This window comes from Tissierella sp. QWL-11, from assembly GCF_058683765.1.
Map to the genome: position 1 here is coordinate 2,351,140 of NZ_CM178750.1, position 24,590 is coordinate 2,375,729.

The 24,590-nt window shown below is 30.1% G+C and carries 26 protein-coding genes and 1 pseudogene; 7 read left to right on the top strand and 20 right to left on the bottom strand.

The features are described 5' to 3' along the window. Nucleotides 1–40: 40 nt before the first annotated feature. The 4 genes from AC4PG3_RS11705 to AC4PG3_RS11720 form a co-directional block, all read right to left on the bottom strand. Nucleotides 41–1,336: a glucose-6-phosphate isomerase gene (locus tag AC4PG3_RS11705; protein ID WP_492198232.1), complete on the bottom strand. Its 1,296-nt coding sequence runs from the start codon at nt 1,334–1,336 to the stop codon at nt 41–43. Between the two features lie 76 nt (nt 1,337–1,412). Further along, nucleotides 1,413–2,531, bottom strand: a complete 1,119-nt coding sequence (locus AC4PG3_RS11710) for a PP2C family protein-serine/threonine phosphatase (protein ID WP_492196805.1) — start codon at nt 2,529–2,531, stop codon at nt 1,413–1,415. A gap of 137 nt (nt 2,532–2,668) precedes the next feature. Beyond that, nucleotides 2,669–3,193 (bottom strand): cob(I)yrinic acid a,c-diamide adenosyltransferase, encoded by a 525-nt coding sequence (locus tag AC4PG3_RS11715; protein ID WP_492196806.1) that lies wholly within the window; start codon nt 3,191–3,193, stop codon nt 2,669–2,671. A gap of 13 nt (nt 3,194–3,206) precedes the next feature. Continuing rightward, complete coding sequence (locus AC4PG3_RS11720) at nt 3,207–4,343, bottom strand: THUMP domain-containing class I SAM-dependent RNA methyltransferase (protein WP_492196807.1); 1,137 nt, start codon at nt 4,341–4,343, stop codon at nt 3,207–3,209. 146 nt (nt 4,344–4,489) lie between these two features. On the opposite strand from AC4PG3_RS11720, the gene AC4PG3_RS11725 reads away from it, so the two are divergent. The 3 genes from AC4PG3_RS11725 to AC4PG3_RS11735 all read left to right on the top strand — a co-directional run bounded on the left by AC4PG3_RS11725 (nt 4,490) and on the right by AC4PG3_RS11735 (nt 7,424). Further along, entirely contained in the window at nt 4,490–4,867 is a 378-nt protein-coding gene (locus tag AC4PG3_RS11725; protein WP_492196808.1) for a class II SORL domain-containing protein, read from the top strand. 339 nt (nt 4,868–5,206) lie between these two features. Further along, entirely contained in the window at nt 5,207–6,430 is a 1,224-nt protein-coding gene (tyrS, locus tag AC4PG3_RS11730) for a tyrosine--tRNA ligase (protein WP_492196809.1), read from the top strand. 151 nt (nt 6,431–6,581) lie between these two features. Further along, complete coding sequence (locus AC4PG3_RS11735) at nt 6,582–7,424, top strand: CAP domain-containing protein (RefSeq protein ID WP_492196810.1); 843 nt, start codon at nt 6,582–6,584, stop codon at nt 7,422–7,424. Nucleotides 7,425–7,442: 18 nt separating this feature from the next. Here AC4PG3_RS11735 and AC4PG3_RS11740 read toward each other — a convergent pair whose 3' ends face one another. After that, on the bottom strand, nt 7,443–8,654 hold the full coding sequence (locus tag AC4PG3_RS11740; RefSeq protein WP_492196811.1) for a patatin-like phospholipase family protein: 1,212 nt from the start codon (nt 8,652–8,654) through the stop codon (nt 7,443–7,445). Between the two features lie 226 nt (nt 8,655–8,880). On the opposite strand from AC4PG3_RS11740, the gene AC4PG3_RS11745 reads away from it, so the two are divergent. Then, nucleotides 8,881–9,312, top strand: coding sequence for a deoxycytidylate deaminase (locus AC4PG3_RS11745; protein ID WP_492196812.1), 432 nt, complete (start codon nt 8,881–8,883; stop codon nt 9,310–9,312). Here the strand turns inward: AC4PG3_RS11745 and AC4PG3_RS11750 are convergent. Next, entirely contained in the window at nt 9,304–9,960 is a 657-nt protein-coding gene (locus tag AC4PG3_RS11750) for a ribonuclease H1 domain-containing protein (RefSeq protein ID WP_492196813.1), read from the bottom strand. The genes AC4PG3_RS11745 and AC4PG3_RS11750 overlap by 9 nt on opposite strands. Before the next feature lie 243 nt (nt 9,961–10,203). On the opposite strand from AC4PG3_RS11750, the gene rocF reads away from it, so the two are divergent. After that, nucleotides 10,204–11,103 carry an arginase gene (gene rocF, locus AC4PG3_RS11755; protein WP_492196814.1) on the top strand — a complete coding sequence of 300 codons (900 nt, stop codon included), beginning with the start codon at nt 10,204–10,206 and terminating at the stop codon, nt 11,101–11,103. A 22-nt stretch (nt 11,104–11,125) separates the two neighbouring features. On the opposite strand, the gene AC4PG3_RS11760 is transcribed toward rocF, so the two are convergent. Beyond that, nucleotides 11,126–11,617 (bottom strand): phosphatidylglycerophosphatase A family protein, encoded by a 492-nt coding sequence (locus AC4PG3_RS11760; protein ID WP_492196815.1) that lies wholly within the window; start codon nt 11,615–11,617, stop codon nt 11,126–11,128. 206 nt (nt 11,618–11,823) lie between these two features. Between AC4PG3_RS11760 and AC4PG3_RS11765 the strand changes: the two genes are divergently transcribed. Next, a complete protein-coding gene (locus AC4PG3_RS11765; protein WP_492196816.1) occupies nt 11,824–12,159 on the top strand; it encodes an FMN-binding protein in 336 nt (111 codons plus the stop codon). Nucleotides 12,160–12,194: 35 nt separating this feature from the next. Here the strand turns inward: AC4PG3_RS11765 and tatC are convergent, their stop codons facing one another. The 13 genes and pseudogenes from tatC to AC4PG3_RS11830 all read right to left on the bottom strand — a co-directional run bounded on the left by tatC (nt 12,195) and on the right by AC4PG3_RS11830 (nt 23,758). Further along, entirely contained in the window at nt 12,195–12,929 is a 735-nt protein-coding gene (tatC, locus tag AC4PG3_RS11770; RefSeq protein ID WP_492196817.1) for a twin-arginine translocase subunit TatC, read from the bottom strand. After that, nucleotides 12,910–13,089 carry a twin-arginine translocase TatA/TatE family subunit gene (locus AC4PG3_RS11775; protein ID WP_492196818.1) on the bottom strand — a complete coding sequence of 60 codons (180 nt, stop codon included), beginning with the start codon at nt 13,087–13,089 and terminating at the stop codon, nt 12,910–12,912. The genes tatC and AC4PG3_RS11775 overlap by 20 nt, the downstream gene beginning before the upstream one ends. Nucleotides 13,090–13,243: 154 nt before the next feature. Further along, nucleotides 13,244–13,642 (bottom strand): annotated as a pseudogene (locus tag AC4PG3_RS11780) (C-GCAxxG-C-C family protein); the annotation flags it as partial. Between the two features lie 24 nt (nt 13,643–13,666). Further along, nucleotides 13,667–13,891, bottom strand: a complete 225-nt coding sequence (locus AC4PG3_RS11785; RefSeq protein WP_492196819.1) for a hypothetical protein — start codon at nt 13,889–13,891, stop codon at nt 13,667–13,669. A 240-nt stretch (nt 13,892–14,131) separates the two neighbouring features. Next, nucleotides 14,132–15,334: a carboxylate--amine ligase gene (locus AC4PG3_RS11790; protein WP_492196820.1), complete on the bottom strand. Its 1,203-nt coding sequence runs from the start codon at nt 15,332–15,334 to the stop codon at nt 14,132–14,134. Nucleotides 15,335–15,608: 274 nt separating this feature from the next. Continuing rightward, nucleotides 15,609–16,274 (bottom strand): class A sortase, encoded by a 666-nt coding sequence (locus AC4PG3_RS11795; RefSeq protein WP_492196821.1) that lies wholly within the window; start codon nt 16,272–16,274, stop codon nt 15,609–15,611. Between the two features lie 39 nt (nt 16,275–16,313). Continuing rightward, the gene (gene cuyB / locus AC4PG3_RS11800; protein ID WP_492196822.1) at nt 16,314–17,021 is read right to left on the bottom strand and encodes a cysteate racemase; all 708 of its coding nucleotides are present in this window, start codon (nt 17,019–17,021) and stop codon (nt 16,314–16,316) included. 23 nt (nt 17,022–17,044) lie between these two features. Next, nucleotides 17,045–18,127, bottom strand: a complete 1,083-nt coding sequence (locus AC4PG3_RS11805; protein WP_492196823.1) for an FAD:protein FMN transferase — start codon at nt 18,125–18,127, stop codon at nt 17,045–17,047. A 94-nt stretch (nt 18,128–18,221) separates the two neighbouring features. Then, nucleotides 18,222–19,388: a hypothetical protein gene (locus AC4PG3_RS11810; RefSeq protein ID WP_492196824.1), complete on the bottom strand. Its 1,167-nt coding sequence runs from the start codon at nt 19,386–19,388 to the stop codon at nt 18,222–18,224. A 92-nt stretch (nt 19,389–19,480) separates the two neighbouring features. Further along, nucleotides 19,481–21,016 carry a Mur ligase family protein gene (locus AC4PG3_RS11815; protein WP_492196825.1) on the bottom strand — a complete coding sequence of 512 codons (1,536 nt, stop codon included), beginning with the start codon at nt 21,014–21,016 and terminating at the stop codon, nt 19,481–19,483. A gap of 50 nt (nt 21,017–21,066) precedes the next feature. Continuing rightward, a complete protein-coding gene (locus AC4PG3_RS11820) occupies nt 21,067–21,651 on the bottom strand; it encodes a DUF5317 domain-containing protein (protein ID WP_492196826.1) in 585 nt (194 codons plus the stop codon). Next, nucleotides 21,651–22,907: an HD-GYP domain-containing protein gene (locus AC4PG3_RS11825; protein ID WP_492196827.1), complete on the bottom strand. Its 1,257-nt coding sequence runs from the start codon at nt 22,905–22,907 to the stop codon at nt 21,651–21,653. The genes AC4PG3_RS11820 and AC4PG3_RS11825 overlap by 1 nt, the downstream gene beginning before the upstream one ends. 215 nt (nt 22,908–23,122) lie before the next feature. Continuing rightward, complete coding sequence (locus tag AC4PG3_RS11830; RefSeq protein ID WP_492196828.1) at nt 23,123–23,758, bottom strand: hypothetical protein; 636 nt, start codon at nt 23,756–23,758, stop codon at nt 23,123–23,125. A gap of 278 nt (nt 23,759–24,036) precedes the next feature. Between AC4PG3_RS11830 and AC4PG3_RS11835 the strand changes: the two genes are divergently transcribed. Beyond that, entirely contained in the window at nt 24,037–24,579 is a 543-nt protein-coding gene (locus tag AC4PG3_RS11835; RefSeq protein ID WP_492196829.1) for a LemA family protein, read from the top strand. The last annotated feature ends 11 nt before the right edge of the window (nt 24,580–24,590 follow it).

Below are 24,590 nucleotides of genomic sequence, written 5' to 3' on the forward strand. Positions count from 1 at the left end.
TGTATCCAAATCATATATAAATATTTAATTTAATATACTGTTAATATCCTGGTTTTCCCAATAATCGGAACATATTTGTCTTATATTTTTCTACACCTGGTTGATCAAATGGATTTACTCCTAATAAATATCCTGATATACCACAAGATTTTTCAAATAGATAAATCAATTTTCCAAAATAAAATTCGTCTAATTTAGGAATTGTAATAGTTAAATTTGGAACCTTACCATCTACATGGGCTTTAAATGTGCCTTCAAAGGCCTTTTGATTTATAAAATTTAAAGTTTTCCCCTTTAAATAATTCAGTCCATCTAAATTTTCCATATTTCCCTTTAAAACTATGTCATTTTTAGGTTTTTCTATAATAATCGTAGTTTCAAATAAATTTCTCTTTCCATCTTGAATAAACTGTCCAAGGGAATGTAAATCTGTAGTAAAGTTTACAGAAGATGGATATAATCCCTTATTATCCTTTCCTTCAGATTCTCCAAATAATTGTTTCCACCACTCTGACAAATATTTTAGGGAAGGCTCATAACTCACCAATATCTCTATATCTTTTCCTCGATTATATAGGATATTTCTAATAGCTGCATATTGATAAGCAGGATTTTCTTCTAAGTTTGTATTACCATATTCTTCTTCTCCAGACTTAGCACCCTCAATTATCTTTTCTATATCTATTCCTGCAACTGCAATAGGTAATAATCCTACAGGTGTAAAAATTGAATATCTACCTCCCACATCATCAGGAATTACAAATGTCTTATAACCTTCATCTTCAGATAGTTTTTTTAATGCCCCTTTTTCTCTATCTGTAGTTACATATATTCTATCTTTAGAATCTTCTCCATACTTATTTTCCATATATTCTCTAAATATTCTAAAGGCTATAGCAGGTTCTGTGGTAGTTCCAGATTTTGAAATTATATTTATACTTATATCCTTATCTTTTATAAGTTCCAACAGATCAAAGATGTAGTCACTGGATAAATTATTTCCTACATAGTAAATTTCTGGAGTCTTTCTATCTTTTTTTAATAAATTATTATAAAAGTTAGAACTAAGAGCTTCTATACATGCCCTTGCACCAAGATAAGATCCACCAATTCCTATTACTATCAGTGCCTCTGATGTATCTTGAATTTTTTTAGCTGTATTTTTTATATCTAAAATCTCATCTCTATCTAATCTACTAGGTAAATCTACCCAACCTAAATATTCATTTCCACTGCCAGTTTTTTCATGTAAATATTTATGACTTATATTTAAAAAATCATTCATATTTTCTAATTCTCTTTTATCTACAAAAGAATTCTTATAATCAAATTTTATTTCCACTATATCTCCCCCTAAATCATTATTTCCTTTTATTAAAAAACCTAGAATTTTATTCTAGGTTTATCTATTATTATTGAACTTGAAATAGTACTATGGCAAAATCATCTATCTGTTCTCCCCAACTATGATTTATTATATTATCTTCAATTACTTCAAGCATATTATTTGGATGTCTATCTATTATTTCTAAAACTCCATCTAAGCCAAATTCTCTACCATTAAAATCCTTAGATTCTGTAATCCCATCTGTATAAAATAATAATTTATCTCCAGGGTTAAGATCTGTTTCTTTTATTTCATGATTCATCTCATCCAATAATATGGAGATAGGATAGCCTTTATTTTCAAGTAGCTCTTTATCCTTATGATTATATTTTATAGGTACGCAGTTATGACCTGCATTTACATATTGAAGCTTCCCAGCATTTCTATTATAGACACCATAAAATATGGTAAAATATTTATCTGCTTCTAAGTCTAAAGATTTAAACCTTTCATGAAGAAGCTTAATAGCTAAAGATGGGTCTTTCATTTCCTTTGCCATAACTCTTATAGTCTGTCTTATAAACATAGTCATAATAGATGCTGATATCCCATGACCAACTACATCACTTATATATATCCCTACATTTTCTTCATCTATGTTAAACATATCAAACATATCTCCACCAAGCATTTCTGAAGGTTTATATATATAATCTAATTCTAAATTGTTGCTTATACCTCTTTTGGGAAGTATCTTTTCTTGAATCCTCTTTGCAAACTTTAAGTCCTTACTCATCTTTTTATTTTTACCTATTAATTCAAGCTCTAGTTTTCTTTCTCTAGTTATGTTTCTAAATACTTCTACTGCAGCAGTTATTTCTCCATGCTTATTTCTAACTGGAGAACTCTTTATAGAATAGTAATTTCCAAGGATTTTTTCTTCTTTTTGTACAATTTCCCCTGTTGCCATACTCCTTTGAGTTATACAAAAGCTGCACTCTTTAGTAGCACAATAGGACTCATAGCACTTCATTCCTATTATATTATCCCCCAAATCTTTTTTCATAGCCCCATTTGCATATATAACAATCCCATTTTGGTCTATGACTCTAACCCAGTCTGCCATTCCTTCTAAAACATGATAATCTAATATTGCATAATCTTCAATATTTTTTTTAACTCCCAAATCTTGATTTTTTAACATGTTATCACCCATTTCACATATTTAAAATATGATACTATTGATTGTGATTTTTTTATCATTTTCATACTATGCTAGTATATATTGTACAATAGATTTGTAACATTTTCCATTAATATATATTACAATTGTATTAAATATTAATAATTTACTCTTATCTCTTCATCTTCTAGAAACTTTGCAATAGAATACAGGGTGTCAGATAATCTATTTATATATTTGATTACTAAAGGGTCTATCTCTACTTCCCTTGATAGAGTTATTATTCTTCTCTCTGCTCTTCTACAAATCGTTCTCGCTACATGAAGGTGACCAGATTTTTTATTTGTACCTGGAACTATAAAACCTTTAGGAGCTTCTAATTTTCCCATGTATTTATCTACTAATTTTTCTAAATTATTAACATCATCTTCTTGAATATGAAACTTTATTTTACTTTTATCCTCTGTGGCCAAATAAGAAGCTACAGTAAACAGTTTATTTTGGATATCCTGTAAAGTATTATATATCTCTGTATCTTCTACATAGTTTTTAGATAATCCTATAAAACTAACCAGCTCATCGATTGTACCATAACTCTCTACTCTAATATCGTCCTTTGAAACTCTTTTATTGTCAAATAAAGATGTGTTTCCACTATCTCCTTTTTTCGTATATATTTTCATCTTTTGTCCTCCTTTATTTTTTAGGTGGTCTAGGTCCATAATATTGATAATAATCTACTTTTATTCTTCCATTATATAATTTTCTTTTTTTATCTGCTTTTTTACCATATAATTTTTCAAAATCCTCTTCAGAAGTTATAACATAAACTGACCATGTATTGAGAGGTAATAGTTTTTCACCTAGGTCTTCATATAGCTTGTGTATTGCTTCTTTTTCTCCTATTCTCATTCCATAAGGAGGATTAGTTATGACAACTCCATAGTCTTCATGAAGATCTACATCTCTCATATCTTTCATGAAAAAAGCTATATCCTCATCTAATCCTAAGTTTGCAGCATTATCCCTTGCCCTTAAGATTGACCTTTTATCTATATCAGATCCTAGTATATGAAGACTTGATTCATTGTCAATTTTTTCAAATGCCTCTTTTTTAACTTGAGTCCAATATTCTTTTTTTATCCTAGGCCATTTCTGAGCATCAAATTCCCTATCTAGTCCTGGAGCTATATTTCGTCCAATCATTGCGGCTTCAATAGGAATAGTACCAGACCCACAAAACGGATCAAAAAGCACCCTGTCTTTATTCCAGTAGCTTAAGAGTATCATTGCAGCTGCTAGAGTCTCTTTTATAGGAGCATCTCCTGCTCTATCTCTATATCCCCTCTTATGAAGACCATCACCAGAGGTATCTATAGTAAGAGTCGCTATATCCTTGAGAATTGAAACTTGTACAGTGTATCTTTCACCGGTTTTTTCAAACCAAGATACATTGTATTTAGTTTTAAGTTTTTCTACTATAGCCTTTTCTACTATTTTCTGACAATCAGGTACACTATATAATTTAGAGTTTATACTCTTTCCCTCTACAATAAAATTTCCATCCTCAGGAATCCACTCATCCCAAGGCAATTTTTTAGTATTTTCAAATAGTTCTTCAAAACTAAGTGCTCTGAATTCCCCCATGTTAAGCAAAACTCTATCGGCTGTTCTAAGCCAAATATTTGCCCTTGGTATATCAATTTCTTCTCCTTTAAAGTCAACTCTTCCATTTTCTACTTTTATATCCTTATATCCTAAATTTATTAATTCTCTTTTACAAACAGCTTCTAATCCAAAAGTAGTAGTAGCTATTAAATTTATACTTTTCATCCCTTTCACTCCTTACAGCTTCTAAATATATTATAACCTAAATTTATCTTATATGCTAAATCTTTTAATTATTTGTGTAATATTTATAGCAATGGGTATATATGAAATCGAAGAACAATATTAGAAAATTCGAGGAGGTTATTTATTTGAAAAGTTTAAACGGTCTTTATCAAACAGGAGATTGGAAGGGAGAAAAACATGTCCCTGTAATACATGCACCTGAAAGTATCAATGTAGGAGAAGAAGTTGAATTAAAAGTATTAATAGGAGAGGAAATTTCTCATCCAAATACACTTGAACATCATATAGTATGGATGAAGGTATATTTCCATCCAGAAGGTGCTAAATTCCCAGTTGAGATAGGTACTTACGACTTTGGAGCACATGGTGAAGCAGAACTATATACAGAGCCATATGTAGTTACTAAATTTAAAGCTAGCAAATCTGGTACGATCTTAGTTTCTAGTTATTGTAATATTCATGGACTTTGGGAAAACAGTGCTGAACTAAAAGTTCAAGGATAATACAAAAAATTAAAATAAAAAAACTATCATTATATAATGATAGTTTTTTTATTTTGATTTTTATTTGACAAAAAATTAAATTTATATTAATATTGACTTAACTATATACAAACGATGAAAGATATAAGACTTTATTTAGTTAAATATAGAGAATAAACCATTGGTGGAAGGTTTATAACTTCTTAATAAAGAAAATACAAATCTTGAGTTTAATACTATATTACGACTTTCACTCGTTACGTGAATTGAGGCTTTAAGCAAATTAAGGTGGTACCACGGGTTTTATCTCGTCCTTTAGGGAAGAGATAAAACCCTTTTATAATTTATAGGAGGTATATTATGGAAAATGTATTTGATATTTTAAATGAAAGAGGTTATATAGATCAGGTAACATACCAAGATGAACTAAAAGATCTTTTAGGCAGTGAATCTGTTCCATTTTATATTGGATTTGATGCAACTGCAGATAGTCTTACCCTTGGACATTTTCTTCAAATTATGGTTATGATGCATATGCAAAAAGCTGGACATAAGCCTATTGTACTACTTGGTGGTGGAACTACTATGATAGGTGACCCTTCTGGTAAAAGTGATATGAGAAAAGTTATGACAAAAAAGATGATTGATTACAATGCAAGTAGATTTAAAGAACAATTATCTAATTTCATTGACTTCTCAGAGGGAAAGGCCTTCATGGTAAATAATGCTGATTGGCTACTTGATTTAAACTTTGTAGAATTTATGAGAGAAACTGGAGTTCATTTTTCAGTAAATAGAATGCTTACATTTGACTGCTATAAAAATAGATTAGAACAAGGATTAACTTTTTTTGAATTTGGTTATATGTTAATGCAATCCTACGATTTCTTACATCTATATAGAGAATTAGGTTGTAAGCTTCAACTTGGTGGAAGTGACCAATGGTCTAATATGCTTGGAGGATATGAATTAGTTAGAAAATTAGAAGGAGATAAAGTCTATTCTATGACTTTTAAATTGCTTTCTACTGCCGCTGGAATTAAAATGGGTAAAACTGAGGCAGGAACCATTTGGCTAGATCCAGAAAAAACTCCTCCTTATGAACTATATCAATACATGAGAAATGTAGATGATAGAGACGTGGAAAAATTCTTGGCACTTTTAACTTTCCTTCCAATGGATGAAGTTAAGAGATTAGGTGCCTTAGAAGGATCACAAATAAACAAAGCTAAAGAAGTATTAGCTTTTGAGGTTACTAAAGCTATCCATGGAGAAGAAGAGGCTTTAAAAGCAGAGAAAGCTTCTAAAGCACTATTTGCTGGAGCTACTGAAGCTGGATCAATTCCATTTACTCAAATGGATAAGTCTGTATTTGAAGAAGGTATAGATATTATAAGCCTGCTAAAAGAAGTAAGTCTTATTAAGTCAAATAGTGAGGGAAGAAGGCTAATAGAACAAAATGGTATTAGTATAGATGATGTAAAAGTAAAATCTATAGATAAAAAAATCACATTAGATGATTTTAATGATGGAAAAATATTGATTAGAAAAGGTAAAAAAGTTTATCATCAAATTAGAATTTAAAAAGAAGGTCTCTCCTCTTATTTGGAGAGATCTTCTTTTTATTCCATTTTTTGTAGGTTTATCTCCTGAGTTTATCGTGTTATACTTTAAAAAAGTTACAAAAGGGTTACAAATTTTGTAACTAATAATTTAAAACTTTAGGAGGTAGATTATGTTAAAAAATATTAAGAGGAAAACTTTGTTAGTTGTAGGATTATTACTTTTAAGTTCCAGCTTTACTTATGGTGAAAGTTATAGTTATAATATTAGAAGATACAATACAAATAAATACAGTATAAGTAAATACAATCCAAAAAGGTACAATATAACTTATGGTTTTTACGACAAACAAACTGATTATAATTATAATTATAATTGGCAAGTTATAACTTTACCTTATAAAAACCCGAATCAATTCCCTCAAATTCCTGTAATTCCTGAAGAAAAGCCTCAAGTTCCAGAAGAAAAACCTGTAGTTCCTGAGGAAAAGCCTCAAGTTCCAGAAGAAAAACCTGTAATTCCTGAGGAAAAGCCTCAAGTTCCTGAAGAAAAACCTGTAATTCCCGAGGAAAAGCCTGAAATAGAGGTTCCAGAAGATGAATCCGTTGATACAGACTTAGAAAATAACAATTTATCATCAATGGAAAGAGAAGTAGTTAGACTTGTAAACATAGAAAGAAAAAAAGCAGGATTACAACCATTTACAATTAGCAATGAACTATCTAATGTTGCAAGAATTAAATCTAAAGACATGGCAACTAATAAATACTTTAGTCATACTTCACCTACTTATGGAAGTCCTTTTGAAATGATGAAGAGCTTTGGTATAAAGTACAATACTGCTGGAGAAAATATCGCTAAGGGGTATCTATCAGCCCAATCTGTAGTAAATGGCTGGATGAATTCATCTGGACATAGAGCAAATATACTTAATGCAAGCTTTAATAAAATTGGAGTTGGAGCTTATACAACTAGTAACAATACAACATATTGGACACAAATGTTTACTAATTAATAATTAATAGGTGATATACTATTCTTCACAGAATAGTATATCACCTATTTTTTCTATTATATCTTCTTTATTAAATATGGTCGAAATATCTGCGATTTCTATAAGCTTATCTAATACCTTAACAGGTTTTTCTTCCTTTATTTCTTTTGGTGTGCTATTACACCTTACTAAATCCCATAATTCTTCAAATGAATATATTTTAAATCTATTTATTTCTGATTTCTCTGCTTTTTTCTCTAATAGGGAAATTAAAAGTTTTCCATAACTAAAGTCATCAGGAAGTCCTAATATTGATCCAAGCTTAGGTATTATATATTCAAATAATCCTCTCTTCAAGGGCATATCCGGAAGATTTAATAGCTCACCTATTCTCTTTATCTTATCCTCTTCCAATAAGTACAACAAATGTAAAAAATAATTCTCATCTATTTTTGGATCTATGTAATAATGTATACCCAAAAGCCCTTTTAGTCTTTTTAAGCAATCAAAATATCCCATATTTATATTTTTCTTAGCCATATTTTTTTCAAAAGAAAACATACTTCCCAAATCATCTGAAGGAGATATAACCGTTACATCTAAATTTCTTTCATCTACCTTTCTCACAATGCCATTTGCATGAGTTCTAACTAGAATTAAATCCCTATATCCTTTTTGAGCTAACATTCTAAAGGGTAAATTATCAAAAAACCCTCCATCTAAATAAACCTTTCCTCCGAGTCTCTCTGTTTTAAATACAGGTAAATAAGCAGATGCTAAGAGATAATCTTTTAATTCCCCTTTAGGAATATCTTCAATAAATATCTCTATAGGTTTAAAATCAGTAATGTTAAATGTTACCATACCAAAGTCCTTCTCTGATTTTCTTATTTTGTCTTCATCTATATACTCATCTAAAAGTTGTTTTAGTGGAGTAATATCTAGACCTCTTCCCTGTATCAATTTTTTTAATTTTTTTGCCAACAATCTTAAATCGCTTCTATCAAATTTTAATTCCATTAGTTTTTGTATCTCATCTTCATTAGCTTTTACAATCATAGAGTAGGATATCTCTTCCCATATTTTAATACAGCTTTCAAAATCCTCTTGCAATATCATAGCCGCATTTAAAGCTCCTATGGAAGTCCCAGCTATGCCATCTATATTAATCCCTTCTTCCATTAATGCTTTATATACACCTACATGATAAGCTCCCTTTGCTCCTCCACCCTCTAGAACTAAACCTTTCATAAAATCCCCTCTTAATTAGATAATTTTTATATAATTATACCCAGTTATACTTCTTACAAACTATGGTGGTACCCTATGCTTTATGATATAATATAAAAAAGTTTTATATAGATATTAAAATCAATAAAGTTTTTTAAACTTATTTAATGAAACTTCTTTATGTAAATATCAAAGTATGACTTTACTATTTACTATAAAATAATTTATTTGCCAAAGGAGAATTTATATGAGTAATAGAAAAAGCTGGAAAGAATATTTTATGGAAATCACCCATCTTGTAGCAAGTCGTTCTACTTGCGACAGGGCCTTTGTAGGCTGTCTCTTAGTAAATGATGACAATAGAATAGTCTCCAGTGGATACAATGGCTCTGTAGCTTCTAATCCTCACTGTGATGATATAGGACATACCATGAGAGATGGACACTGTATAGCTACTATTCACGCTGAGATAAATGCCCTATTATACTGTGCTAAGGAGGGAATATCTGTTAAAAATTGTACTGCCTATGTAACTCATTTCCCATGTTTAAATTGCACTAAAGCTTTGATCCAAGCTGGTATAAAGCAAATTTACTATAAAAATGACTATAGAATAGATGATTATGCAGTAGAATTATTAAATAGAAATAATGTAGGATTTGAGAAGCTATCATTTTAAAATGATAGCTTCTTTTGCCAATTGATCTGCCTCTTCATTATACTTTACTCCAGAATGAGCTTTTACTTTTATAAATACTACATTTAATTTGTCTTTTATAGAATCGTAATATTCTTTATAAAATTTAGTACCATCCTTATTTGCTTTCCACTCAGCTTTTGCCCATTTTTCTATTCCCATATAATCAAAATGAAGGTATAAGGTCTTTATATTTTCTTTTACAGCTATATCCATAGCAACCATAGCCCCTTTTATCTCACCTGATACATTTCTCATCTTAGCTAAGCTTTCATTGTCATCTCTTCCACTATAGTCCTTTTTATCTATTTTAGTTATAAAAACTACTCCGTAGCTAAAAGTCCATGTAGATAAATCAAAGCTTCCATCTACATATGCTATTGCCTCACCTTCTTCTAAATCCTCTTTATCCATGAAAACCTCTTCTTTATTTTCTATTTTAGCTTCAAACTCTTCTTTTAAATTAGAGGGTCTAGAATTTCCATTTACGAACTCATAGGCTTCACCATATGTAGGGAATTTTTTATAAACCGCACCACTATACCCCTTCACCTGAAATTCACATTCTTTCCAAGTATTATATACTCCTGGAAGCTTGCCTTCTTTTACTGCATAATAGTTTTTTTTCATACTTCACCTCTTTGTTTAATTTAGAACTCAAAAGGAGAATTTAGATTTTCCAAATTCTCCAATTCTACCCTTGTGTACAATATCTTTTTATCTATGTCAGATATATTTCATATTCATATCCTTTTCTAAATCTATAATTTGGATATAATAGCTTTGTTTTTTTAAATTATATCATATTATACTATAATGACAAAATAGGATATAAGGTATATAATAAAAGAAAAGCTTTAGGAGGCTAATGTTATGAATATCAACTTAATAGGGGTTCCACTTTATTATGGATGTGATATAGTTGGAGTACAATTAGGCCCTGATACTCTCAGAGACTCAGAGATTAAATCAATCTTACAGACTAATGATAATAAAGTATATGACATGGGAAATATCTACGTCCCTTATATAAATGAAAAAGATAAATATAAATGGCACAGTGAAATGAAATATTTAAATCCGATATTAGAGGCAAATACTGATTTGGCACATGCTGTATACTCTTCATTAAAAACAAATTCTTTTCCACTTGTAGTAGGAGGAGATCATAGCTTAGGTCTAGGGAGTATTTCAGGTGCTAGTAAATATTTTAAAAATATGGCTGTAATTTGGGTAGATGCACATGGAGACATTAATGACCATAAAACCTCTCCATCTGGAAATGTTCATGGAATGCCTTTAGCTGGGGCTATGGATGTAGGAGATTCATCTTTGACTAATTTATATTATCAGGGTCAAAAAGTAAAACCAGAAAATGTATATATAATTGGAGCTAGAGATTTAGATCCCGGAGAAGTAAAACTTATAAATAAACTAAATATAAATCTATACGGAATGGGAAAAATTAGAAATACTTCCCTTGAAGGAGTTTTAAAAGAGGTAATAGAGAAAATTAAAGCTTCTAATGTAGATGGTGTTCATCTAAGCTTTGATATAGATAGCTTAGATCCTTCCATTGTACCAGGGACTGGTACACCTGTATTGAATGGATTCACATTAGATGAAGGAAAGACTATACTAAAAGAAATATTTGACTCTAGATTAGTTACTTCTATGGATTTTGTAGAGTTCAATCCTAAAATAGACGATGAAAATAATACTACTTTAAAAACATGTATTGATTTAATCAAATTTTTCTCTAAGCTAATTTAAAATAGACCAAGTTTTTCTTGGTCTATTCCTTTGCTGAATGTGCAATTCTACTAGCTGTAGCTGCAGCTATAGCGGCAACTAAATCATCTAAAAATGTATTGCACTGTGTTCCCTTTTCTTCATCTAATTTTTTAATAATGCCTATTTTTTCTTTGTCTAAATATCCATAGTTTGTAAGGCCAATTGTTCCATAGACATTTACTATGGATAGAGGGATTATTTCATCTATTCCATATAAGCCTTCATCTACTTCAACAATGCTTTGAAGAGGTTGTGGTAATTGTTTTTTTTCTGCTAATTCATCTAGGGCTATGCCTGTTAGGATTGCATGGATAATTTCTCTTTTACTAAGCACAGCCTTTATATTTTCAATACACATTTCTATAGTTAAGCTAGGGTAGTATTTAGATTGTAGTTCCATTACTAGTTCTCCAATATCTTTTAGTGTAACCCCTCTTCTCTCTAACATCTCTATTGCTTCTTCTTTTAATTCCTTCATATTGTAATTATACATATTATCACCCTTTTCTAAGTAATTTAATTTTATACTTACTCACGAATTCCATATACTTACCTTACTATTTTTAGTATATCTTTGCAAGTATCATTGTATTCCTATTATTCTTAAGTCAAAGATAAAGATTTACATTATTTGACTTGATAAAAACTTGTTTAAGTTATATAATGATATTGTACAATATATGGAAAGGGGATGTTTTTGTGAAAAAACATATTTCAATGGTTTTGGTACTTGTATTACTTGCTACAGCTTTAGTTGGATGCGGTGGTACTAAGTATACAGACGGTACTTATGAAGGTGAAGCTACAGGTATGGAACTTTTAAAAGTATCTGTTGAAGTTAAAGATGGTGAGATCGCTTCTGTTGAAGTTACAGAACAAAATGAATCAGAAGGATATTCTGAACCAGCTTTAGAACAAATACCACAAGCTATAGTTGAAAAAAATTCAACTGATGTAGATGCGGTTTCTGGAGCTACTGTTACAAGTGATGCTATAAAAGAAGCTGTAGACAATGCATTAGAAAATGCTCAATAAATAAAAAATCCGTTATATTAAAATAACGGATTTTTTTATTTATCTTTTTTCTTCTTTTGTGCTATTTTTGATAGTAATATTCCCAGTTCAAATAGGGCTAACATAGGTATCGCAAGTAGAGATTGAGATATTATATCTGGCGGAGTCAAAACTGCTGCCAATACAAATATTATAAGTACCATATACTTTCTATATTTTACAAATAAACTTGGGTTTAACAATCCAAATCTTGTTAATAATAACATCACAATTGGCAATTCAAACACTACTCCAAATGAAATAAGTATGTTGATAACAAAAGTTAAATAGTTATTAAAGCTTATCATAGGCTTAATCTGCGATGTTTGAAATCCAGAAAAGAACTTGAATATTATAGGCATTACTGTTGTATAAGAAAATACCACTCCCAATACAAAGAATCCTCCTCCTAAAATCAATGATATTATCAAGTATTTCTTTTCTTTTTTATCAAATCCAGGACTTATAAAAAGCCAAATCTGACCTAGTATAAAAGGAGCTGCTATTACTAGTCCTGATACTACAGCAAGCTTTATATATGATAACATAAGCTCTGGAGGAGATATATATACAAAATCCATATCTGGGGCTCTTGAAATTATGTCATCAACTATAGTTTCAGCAAATCTATAGGAAATAAATGCTGCTATGATAAAGAGGAATCCAGAATAGATTACTCTTTTTCTCAATTCCTCTAAATGACCAACTACTGTTAGGTCTTTATTTTTATTTTTATTCTTCTTTCTTGTCATCTGAGTCATCCTTAAATTCATCTGTTACTTTGTTTGCTTGAGATTTAAATTCACTTAAAGCTTTACCTATAGATCTTCCCAACTCTGGAAGTTTAGATGGTCCAAAGATTACTAAAGCTATACCTAGAATCAAAATAAGCTCAGTTGTACCTAGTCTCATAATTTATTTCCCTCCTTATCTATCCGTCGTAAGATAATAAATTACAATAGATTTATATATATTTTACCTTATAATCAAAATAATATCTATCTAAAAAACGAGGAAATATTTCCTCGTTTTAAAATTCTAAATTATAAAATTTAATTTAATAGTTCTACACTAAAGTTTCGTTTAGCAATTCTACAGTCTTTCTAAGTACATCTCCTGTAACTCCTGCACAACGAGCCTTTCTCTCATGATCTCCATGCTCACAGCCTTGAATTTCTTTGAAAGTTTCAACACTATCTTCACATAGAGTTGATCCTGCTACTGTGTGTGCTAAGTTTAAGTTTTCAGGTTGATATATAGGTAGTTCTGCATCTTTATACCAGTTATAAAGATCTCTAACTAGTTTTTTAGAAGTGTCTACATCAGTTACCATACCTATACATGTAGCTGCTACCCCTAAAGCACCACAAAGTGTACCTTGACCATATCCTGAACCAGCATGAGTAAATGCTGCAGTTGGAATTTGATTATATGGATATCCTACTTCATCTGCTAATAAACCGAAGAACCCTTCGGCTACACCAACGCCTCAGCCACCCTTTTCGAAATATGTGTCATAACCTCTTTTTTCAGCTTCTGCTGGATCAATCTTTACGTACTTAAATGGATATGTTGGAGCTTCAACATCTGCTGATGCTGTAGAAGTACATCCAGTAAGTAAACTACTTACTCCACCTACTACTGCTACGCCTGCTATAGAAGTACCCATTTTCTTAATAAAATCTTTTCTTGAAATTTCTTTTGAATGAGTCATTTATATCCTCCTTTATTTCATATATTATATATCTTCTAGTATGACAATATAGTAACATAATTGTTAAGAATAAATCAATACCTTCCATTGAAGTCTATATATTCCGAATATTTATTTTTCATAAAAAGCACTATTAAAATAGTGCTTTTAGTCTATCCCTTAAAATGTTGGGCTTTATAAACCTTTAAGCTCCAACATTTTAAGGGATATATTCACAGAGAATTTAAAATAGGTCTATAATTATTTTTTATCCCTACCTAATTTTTTGCTTATTATTTTTCCACCAACAGTTTTCATAAAATAAAGTCCAGGTCTAGGGTCATCCCAACTCCAAGTTGAAGATACCTTTTTAAAAGTATGGTCTTTTAAAACCTTTTTAGTGCTCATTTGTCCAGTTTTAAGATATTCCCTTATTGCAAATAAGTCTTCATACATATAGTGGAATGTATATCCTGTATCATAATCTATACACTTGTTTGGAGGTATCTTATCTGTCATATCCATATATGTGATATATGGGAAATTAAGCCCTACTTTAGCTAACATCTCATTAAAGTTTATAATTCTAACATTTACTTCTATAAGATAGATTACCCCAGTATTTACATCTCTTTTAAATTCTATTTCAGCAAATCCCTTAAATTTAATCCCCTCTAAAAAAGGTTTACCTATTTTATGTAATTCAGGTATATACTTTTGTCTCGCATATGTAGATGCTCCAAAGTTTATAGGCCATTGTCTTATCTTATGAACAGTCATCCAATGGGTTACCTTTGAATCTTGGTTTAAATATGCATCATAGCAATAACAATTTTCTTCAGGTCCAGGTATAATTCTCTGTATCACTATAGGTGAATTATCACGATGGAATCTATCTACTTTTTCTATTAATTCTTTTTCATTCTCGATTATAAATACTTTATGTCTGTATTTCCTTACAAATGAAGCAGAATCCATAGGTTTTATTATACATGGATACTTAATTTCTTCCCTTACTCTTTCAACTAGGTTTTTGTCCTTTGAGTTTATAGTCTCTGGAACCTTTACATTGAATTTTTCGGCAAGTAAACTCATGGTATACTTATCCATGACCTCTGTCCAAAACCCTTTTCTATCCATAGGAAATAAATAATGCTCTTTTAATTCATAAAAATATTTATCTATAAATTCTACATATGGGTCTGCACCTGGAAATAAAACTGGCTTCTTATCTTGTTTTTTAGAAAACTCAATTAAAAAATCCAAAAGTCCCTTTGGGTCTTCTTTATAATGAGGTGCCAATAGTTTTTCACTCAAGAACCTGGATTTTGCACCATATCTACTCTCTTCACTATAATCTATAGCTGCAACAGGTATTCCTTTTCTTCCTAAGCTTCTTATAATACTAAGCCCTATATAATAATTTGATCCTAATACAACAGCTTTATTTTTTATTTTCCTCACCCCTCATAATATTATTTTTATAACGAAATAGGAAAGTTCTACTTTAATAATTATATAAAAGAACTTTCCATCAATAACTTTTAAGCAGATTACCGAAATCTTTGATTTCATGTAAGTCACTTATGCAAAGCCAAGAAAAGCCTCCTTAAATTTAAAATTTCATAGAAGCTTTTCTAATAATATTATCATCTACATGGATTTAATACAAGATGATAATATTATTATATGTTATTTTGTGTATATTAATTATTCCCATTTATAATATTTTATTATATTATAAATCTTCTAAACTATAGGCATATTTATCTTCTAGTTCTCCTAATGCAAAAAATCTCTTTCCATTTTTAGAGGTATAATAGCAAGACATAAGAGATATAATAGGCTTCCCTCTTTTTTCTGCTTGCTGTTCCTCTAACATATAAAGAGCCGTTTCAGGTACTATCTGTGTATCATAAATTATATATTCATATATATATTCTTTATCTGTTATCTTTACTTTAGATCCTATTTCAATATCTATAAGCCCTCCAAATAATACCCCTTTTCTGTTTGCATAATGACCAGACAAGGAGTAATTACCTTCCCCCATCTTTATTCCATCTTTCATAGTAGCAGCACCTACAAGTAGATTTGAATTATTTACTCCCTTTAAAATAGGTAGATGTAGGTCTATACTATCTATTTTAATTTCACCTATCATAGATTTGTAGTTAAATTTAGGTGTATCTTTAATCGTAGACACTATTTCTACATCCTGAATACTTTCATAATCAAATTCTGCATCTAAGTTTTCATTTTCTTTTAATTGTTCACTCGTAAGTTCTTCCATTACCTCTTGTTTCTTATTGACATTATATTTTATAATCTGTCTATTTATAAATGGTAAAGAAATTATAATTATCCCTATTATAATTAATACTGTTGAAACTATTTTTTTCATATAATCACCTACTATATTTTTATAGTAGATATATACCCACTAGATATCTTTTATCTCTCTTCCTGAAAATTTAATTGCCCTTTCAGTTAAAACTTCCAATGGATCTACAAACTTACCCTTTAAGCCATATAAGTCTAAAGCAACTGAAATCTCTGTACAGCCAGTTATAAATAAGTCTACTCCCTCTTGTTTCATTTCATCCATAGTCTTATAAAACCCATCTAAATTATCTTGAGGTATATCTTCTTTTATATTATAAATTAATCTAGTTACATATTTTTGATTTTCCTTAGATGGCTTTATCACGTCTATATTGTGTGGTTTAAATACATTATCATATACCTTTGCCTTTATAGTACCTTCAGTAGATAATAGTCCTACCTTTTTTATATCTGGATAGTTTTCCTTTATATACTCTAAACTAACTTCTATCATATTTATAAATGGTATATCTATTTCTCTCACAATATCTTTATAAAAATTATGGGCTGTATTACAAGGCATAACCAAAAAATCTGCCCCCATATTTTCCAGTCTTTTAGCAGAAGTAATTAACTCTGTTCTAGGATCTTCATTTTTATGGTCTAGTATAAAACTTGTTCTATCTGGAATATTTGTATTATTGTCTATCAATATATGAAGATGCTCTTGGTCAAAATTTGCTTTAGTTTTTAATACTATTTTTTCAAATAATTTTACTGTGGCTAAAGGTCCCATACCACCAATTATCCCTAATGTCTTATACATAAAATCATCCCCTATAATATTTTTTATTTGCCTCCAGTTGCACCTTCACTTAGCATAATATCTTTCATTCCCTTTGTAGTTATTATTTCTCCATCATCAAACACCCACATAGCCTCTACTCCTTCTAAAGATTCTACTAAATCTTTGGCTTCATCCATATTCATTAGAAATATACTCGTAGAAAGAATATCTGCTACTCCTGAGTCTTTAGTAACTAAAGTAACTGCCCTATAGTGATCTCCTGGCATTAATGTATCTGGATCTATTATATGATGATAGATTTTCCCACCTACTTCATAAAATCTTTGATAATCTCCACTACTTACTACAGAAGCATTATTTAAAAAGATTGTATTAAGTATATTTGACCCAGTATCAAATATTGATTTATCTGGATTCTGTAAGCCAACTCCCCATTTCTCTCTTATATTGTCCATTGGCTTGCCAATAGTTCTAATGTTTCCCCCTGCACTTATTATGGCAGAAGAAAGTCCTTCACTTTGTATTTCATTTGCTATTATTTCTGTAGCATATCCCTTTGCCACTGCCCCTACATCTAGGCTCATTTCTACATCTTCTAAATAAACTGTGCTATTTTCTTCATCTACAATAATCTTTTCTATATCAGTATACGCTTTTGCTTCCTCTAAGAACTCCATAGGGGGAAGCTTAGCATTTTCAGGATCATTCATGCCTTCTTCTCTATATTTTGACCAAATTTCAATGACAGGTCCAAAAGCTATATTAGCTTTTTCACCAGATTTATAATACCATTCTTTAGAAAATAGAATTAAATCTATTATTTCTCTATCTACTTTCACAGGCTTTATCCCCGCATTGTCATTTATGGTCTTTATATTATTTATCCCATCATAATTATTGTATTTATCAAATAGTCTATGTAGTTCAAAAAACCTATCTTCCATCTTTTTCATATAGGTATTAAACTCTTCTTCACTTGTAGTATAAGCTACTATATTAGTCCATGTATCAAATGCATCAAAGAAGCTTCCTGAATACTTTTCATAACTCTCTTGTTTCTCGCATCCTAAACTAAGCATTAGAAGTATGCTAATGACCAAAATAATAGAAATCTTTTTTTTCATTTTATCACCCTTGTGTTTTAAATCTATTTTATCAAAATTCTACTTTAGTAACAATACTAAAAAACTCTCCCGAAGGAGAGTTTTTTAATATTTATTATCTTGCGTTGTCTATTGCCTCTTCAGTTGCCTCTATATAAGTTCCAACATCTATTGTAACTGTTGAAGCTAACTCTGGTGTATCTGGAACTGTTGGATGAGCTTCGTCTTTTTCTTTAGTTGGAAGAGATGTAATCTCATCTTTAGTTTTTCCTATCATCCACTCTTGGAAAGAATTCATTTGCTCATACCATTCTTTACCTATACCTATTTTTTCTGAAACTGTCTTCATTCCATAGTCTTCTTTTAATTCATGTTTTGTCTTTAATTCAGCTTCTCTATCATTAGTTATCTTTCCATCTTTATCAAAATTCACTTTTACTTGAGCAGTATCCACTATAGATCCTACAACTTGATCATCAGAATTTAAAGCTATTGCACTCATAGTAACATCAGCTTGTGCCACTGGAAGTACTTCTTTTCCATCTTGGTCTGGATTATAGTCTTTAGATTTAGCTATACTAGCTTTTACTCCAAGACCTACTCTTTCTCCACCTTCTACATCAACAGCTTTTTCCCAAGCTTCTTCTACTGCTGCTATATAACTCTCTACAGTTATAGTTACTGTAGAAGTTAATTCTGGCACATCTGGTACGTTTTGATGAGATGGATCTCTTTCTTTAACTTTTAATCCTGTTATTTCATCTACAGTTTTACCTATCATCCACTCTTCAAATGAAGCCATTTGTTCATCCCATTCTTTACCTATACCTGTTTTTTCTGAAACTGTCTTCATTCCATAGTCAGGTCCTAAATCTTTTTTAGATTTAACTTCTTCATCTCTATTTGCTGTAACTTTTAAATCTTCATCAAATGGAACTTTAGCTTGAACTACATCTACTGTAACACTTGCCACTTTGCCTTCACTGTCAAATCCTACAGCCGCCATAGTCACATCCGCTTGTGCAGATGCTGTAACTGCCTTACCCTCTTCATCAGTTCCTGCATCTTTTGATCTATCGATTGATATTAAATTTCCTAAACCTAATTTTACAACTTCCCCAGCTTCTGCATCATCAGGAGTTTCTTCAGATTCATCTGGAGTCTCCTCTGTTTGCTCACCATCTACAACTGGATCTTCATTTTCTTCTGCTGGTTTGCTACAACCTACAGCAAATGCCATAATCATTGTAAGCACTAGTAATATTGAAATAAATTTCTTCACTTTTTTACCCCCTTAAATTTTTAAATATTATTTATCAAAATTATAGCATATTGATTAAAAATAAACAATATATTCATAAAAATTCAGTAAATTTATACTATTCTATTTTTTAAAGGTTTAAATAATTCTACTTCATCTAGTTCAGGTTTCATCCTTTTTAATTCTTCTAATATCACCTTTCCTCCCTGGTCCATGCCTTGACATCCTGCTAATAAAATTATATCCTTTTTCTCCACTTTATTTAGAGTATGAATTATTGATTCCTTTAAGGAGTCATATATGAAAGTTTTTATATTGCCTTCTTCCATAACTTCCTTAAATACTTTTTCTTCATCTTCATGAACCATATCCTTACTAGTTACATCTCCAATACTTTTAGTAGCTATAATCTCTTTTAAATTTAATTTATCTTTCCAATCTAATATGGTCTGTGCATTTTCTTTATTTACTGTAACACCTCTGTTTCCTCTTATTGCATATACTAAATGTAGATTATTATAATCCATGTATTTTAGAGTCTCAAGGGTTACATTTATGTTCCCTTTATTAGCAAAATGATCATCTACAATTATAAAGTCATCTTCATATATATATTGAAATCTTCTTTCTACTCCAATAAATTCTTCAAGTCCTTTTTGTATATCTTTAATAGAAATTCCATATATTAAGGCAATAGTTATTGCTGACATAGCATTTGCAACTGAATGGTATCCTGGAATACCTAGAGATATTTTAAACTCTCCTTCAACTTCTTCTCCAATCAAATTCTTAAATGGTTTATTTATTTTTACTATAAATTTTCCTCTTCCAGTCTTTAAGTCTAAATTTTTACAATAGAGATTTCCCTTTTCTCCAGTTAAGGAATATGTAACTACTTTCCCCTGAGTTTTATTTACTAAAGAGCTTGAGTAATCATCATCTAAGTTCAAAACCACATATGATTCCTTTTTTGCCCTTCTTATAAGACTAGACTTTATATTCCAGTAAGTTTCAAAACTTCCATGTTGATCTATATGTTCTCTACTTATATTGTTTAAAGCTACAATATCAAAATCCACATCTTCGACTCTTGAAAGTTCAAGGGCAGATGATGACACTTCCATAGCCACTGTTTCTATTCCATTATTTTTCATATTGTAAAGGTATCTTTGTAGATCTACACTTTCTGGAGTAGTCAAAGTAGACGGTATGATTTCATCACCAGCTTTAGTTATTACACTTCCAATGAGTCCGCTTTTTATATTTGTCTTACTAAATATACTATCCAACATAAATGTAGTAGTGGTTTTTCCATTTGTAGCAGTTACTCCTATCATCTTCATATTCTTTGATGGATGATTATAAAATTTATCACTTAATAAGGATAAAGCTCTTCTAGTATTGCTTACTTTATATTGAGGTATATTTATCCCTTCTTTAAATTCTTCTACTATTATAACTTTTGCCCCATTCTCTATTGCTTTGTCTATATATCTATGTCCATCAGTTATATATCCCTTTATGGCTACATATATATACCCTGGTTTTATATAGTCTGTATGATTGGCAATTCCCTTTATTTCTAAGTCTTCATTGGCATTTATTTTACCTATTACTTTAATTTGATTTATTAATTCGTATAATTTCATTTTTACCTCCTAAATATCTCCTAATAATATTATATCCCAAGTATATTGATTTAGTAATCATACTTGGGATTTTTCCTTTTAGTCTTTTCCACCATAGTCTCTTGAAAAAATATGAATACTCCACTGATTAAAAATATATCCCCTATACTAATTATCTTTGGTAAGGGGTATGGAGGTGGTATACGTATTATATCTGCTAGATAAGGAAGATTTGTATCCTCTCCAATAGATTTATGCTTTATATCAAAATCTTGAACTTCTATATCTATAGTAGAATTATTTATCCCTTTAATCCCCTCTATAGATACAGGCATTTTCCCCCCATTTGAAAAGATGACTAGAAAGTTTAATATAATTCCAATCAAAAAAGCTTTCATATATGTTCTCTTTATATTTAAAAATGCAACTATAATTAATAATAAATAAGTTAAACCATGGAAATAAAAAAAATATTTTTTTACAAATATATTCCAAATTTCTAAATTATATGCTTTTAATATGGAAAGCCCTATTTGCAAAATTGCAGAAAGGATTAAAAAATACCATCCTTTTATATGTACATTCTCTAAGTTTTTAAACTTTCCATTTCTTATCTTTGCTATAACAATAGAAAAAATAGTAGGTTCTAAGAACATTAAACCTCCTCCTTGTTAAGCATTATCAAGACAAATTTCCTTGCTAAAACCGGATGAAATTGAGTCCCTGCATTTTTTTGTATTTCCATAAGAGCAGTTTCTTTTTTCAAAGACTTTCTATATGGTCTATCTGAAGTCATGGCATCAAAGGAATCAGCAATAGCTAATATACAAGCCTCTATTGGAATTTCAGCTCCCTTTAATCCATCAGGATAGCCTGTCCCATCATATTTTTCATGATGATGTCTAACTATAGGTGTAATATCTTTAAATATGTCTATCTTTCCTATTATATCTGCTCCTATACTTGGATGTGTCATTATTTGAGCAAACTCATCTTGAGTCAATTTATCAGTCTTATTTAAAATACTGTCCTTTATTCCAATCTTGCCTATATCATGTAATATAGCCGCAGTCTTTAAGCTTTCCATTTTTTTATTATTTAATCCATAGGCTCTAGCTAAAATCATTGCATACTCTTCCACTCTAGTAGAGTGTCCACTTGTATATGCATCCTTTGCCTCTAGAGTCTTACTTAATGACTGAATAGTAGCTAAGTTGAAATTTCTCATCTCTACATAGAGTTTAAAAGAATATCTAGCTAAAAGAAGTGGTCCAAAGAATAACAATACAGCCCAATATCCATAGCCTATAAATGAAAGTGCAATTATTACACCCATGATTCCCACAGCTAAGGCACTCCAGATAACCCCTTTAATATTATTTATCCATATCTTAATAAATTCTTCTCCTTGAAGAAAGCTCATAAGTCTAGAAATAATTATAGTATTTAATATAGTTCCAATCAATAACATATATATGGTCTGTAAGAAATAAAAATCTCCAGTTTTCCCTCCAGTATATAGATATACTAAGCCCATAGCACCTGTAACTATAATTCCTTGGGATACATTAAACATGGTCATATAGTAGGGTGTATTTAATATATGCCTATAACTTTTCCTATGAGGTACATAGGGAACTCTAAATAATAGGCCTATTGAATAAACTATAGCCCCTAACAGTGGTCCTCCTATTATTATAGCTGCAAGATTTATAGCTGTACCTACAGATACTGCCATATTATTATTAGGTAAAATTATAGGAAGTGACTCTACAACTATGGACATCATCCCCCAGAATAATACTAATTTAAGACTGGGAAGTTCAAAGTTTAAAAACAAATAAGAAGAAAGTAAAATAGCAATAAAAAATACGAAAAATATATAATTATAAGCTCTTTTATTTGGTTTCATACTTACCTCCTATATATTTAAGCCGACTAATAAGTTTGTTAAATTATTAGATCCATGTAAAACTTGCGCCTGCTGATAAAACTAAAGCAAGAATGCTAAGCATAGCTAAAAATATCTTTTTCATCGAATATAGCCCCCTTTTAGAGTACTATACTGCTTCGCTATGGCAATATGCTATATTCGCTTCGCTTAATATTAGTCGGCTTAATAGCTAATTATTTTAAAATACATCTATTAATTGCATCTAAAGTTGCCTTGACAACTGATTGTCTATAATCATCTTTAATAAGGCATGATCCACACATTCTTTTTTCTTCTCCATTTAGAAGACACATTATAACTACTAATACCACCTTGTCCATGGATAGTTGTACACTCTTTATATCTTCTAATATAAAACTATCTTCAACTTCAAAGGCCTTTTCTACATTTTTTAATGTGGAGTTTACAAGCATCCTATCAATATTTCTACAGGTATTTACTCCAGTATCAGATTGTGTATAAATCTTTTCTCTATCAGATAAGCTAACTGTAATGGAAGCTTTTAGTCCATTATTTTCATAGGAAACTCCTTCTAATTTAAGTCTAGGATGGACCTTATTTAAATCCATATCAGGTATTTCTGCAATGCTTATCTTTTTATAGTCTACTTCTATATCATATGTAGCAATTAAAATTGATTGTATGTCTCGAGAAAGTTGTTTTGCACTTCTTTTTCCATTTGAAACTATATGTATTTCTCTTATATCTTCAATGTCATCTAGGACAAAACGAGCTGATAGTATTGATTCTATCTTTTCAAGACTTTTTTCAATTAGTTTAAAGTTATTTTTTGATGTTCCTGTCCCCATACTTATCCTCCTAATCCTATAAAGACTTAAATTTTATGATTCCCTATGATTTTATCACTAATATAGTGAATTTACAATGTATTTAGACAAGCTTTAGAAAAAATATGGAAATTATATATTTCCATATCCTACTTAAAATAATATAGTAAACTTTATTCTAAAGTATAATCCTACTCCAATGATATTAAATGAAAAGATAGTTATAACTCTATGTTTTAACTTTGTGGTATAATAATAAATACAAAAAAGTATAATATATTATTTGAGGAGGTTTTAAAATGATTTATATTCCTATTATTATTTTGGTGTTAATTGGACTTTGGGCAATTGGAGCTTATAATGGATTTGTAAGTTTAAAAGAGAGAGTTAATAATGCTAGGGCACAAATATCAACTCAATTAGAGTCAAGATGGGATGCACTTAAAAGTCTAATTCAAGCTACAAAGCAATATGCTAAACATGAAGCAGAAGTTTTAGAAAATGTAACCCAGTCTCGTGCCTCAATTGGTAGAGATGCAAGTGTAAATCAATTAGAAGAAAATGCTACAAAATTTAATAATGTCTTAGGTAGACTTATAGCTGTAGCAGAAAGCTATCCAGATTTAAAGGCAAGTACTGTATACCAAAGTGCTATGAATAGTGTTGATGAGTATGAAAATAAAGTAAGACAATCTAGAATGATCTATAACGACACAGTTACTATGTATAATAGAAAAACTAAAACATTTCCATCTAATATTATAGCTAGAATGTTTAACTTTACAGAGGAATCTTATTTTGAAGTTACAGAATCTAAGACAGATATGCCTAGTTGGGAATAGTAGATACCTTT